Raw genomic sequence first — 508 nt, 5'->3', positions numbered from 1 at the left:
CACCCTGGCGGCCGCGTACGCGAGCCATCTGCGACTCCAGCGGGAGGAGACGCTCTTCCAGGTCCGGCTCGTCGCCGACGCGGCGCAGAAGGTGCTGCTGCGACCGCTGCCGCACCTGATCCGCAGCATCGAGATCGAGTCGCTGTACCTGGCGGCCCAGGAACAGGCCCGGATCGGAGGCGACTTCTACGAGGTCGCCGACACGCCGCACGGCGTCCGGCTGCTCATCGGCGACGTGCGCGGCAAGGGCCTGTCGGCGGTGGGGGTCGCCTCCGCGGTGACCAACTGCTTCCGGGAGAACGCGTACGACCAGCCCGACCTCAGGGCCGTCGTCAGCCGGCTCCAGATCACCGTTTCCCGCTACGGCGCCGCGGTCCCCGCCGACGATCAGACGGAGCACTTCGCCACCGTCCTGATCGCCGAGATCCCGCACGGCGGCGGACACGTCAGCATCCTCAACTGCGGTCACCCGCCACCGGTGTTCGTCCGCAGCGGGGAGATTCACGTC

Annotated in this window: 1 protein-coding gene; it reads left to right on the top strand. The window is 70.5% G+C overall.

What is annotated here, in order from left to right:
- Window positions 1-508 (top strand): PP2C family protein-serine/threonine phosphatase (locus B7767_RS39780; protein WP_256923739.1); only part of this gene is annotated, 508 nt, incomplete at both ends.

The sequence above is a fragment of the Streptomyces sp. 13-12-16 genome (assembly GCF_002114215.1).
Lineage (GTDB): Bacteria > Actinomycetota > Actinomycetes > Streptomycetales > Streptomycetaceae > Streptomyces.
This window is presented reverse-complemented; position numbering and strand designations above follow the sequence as displayed.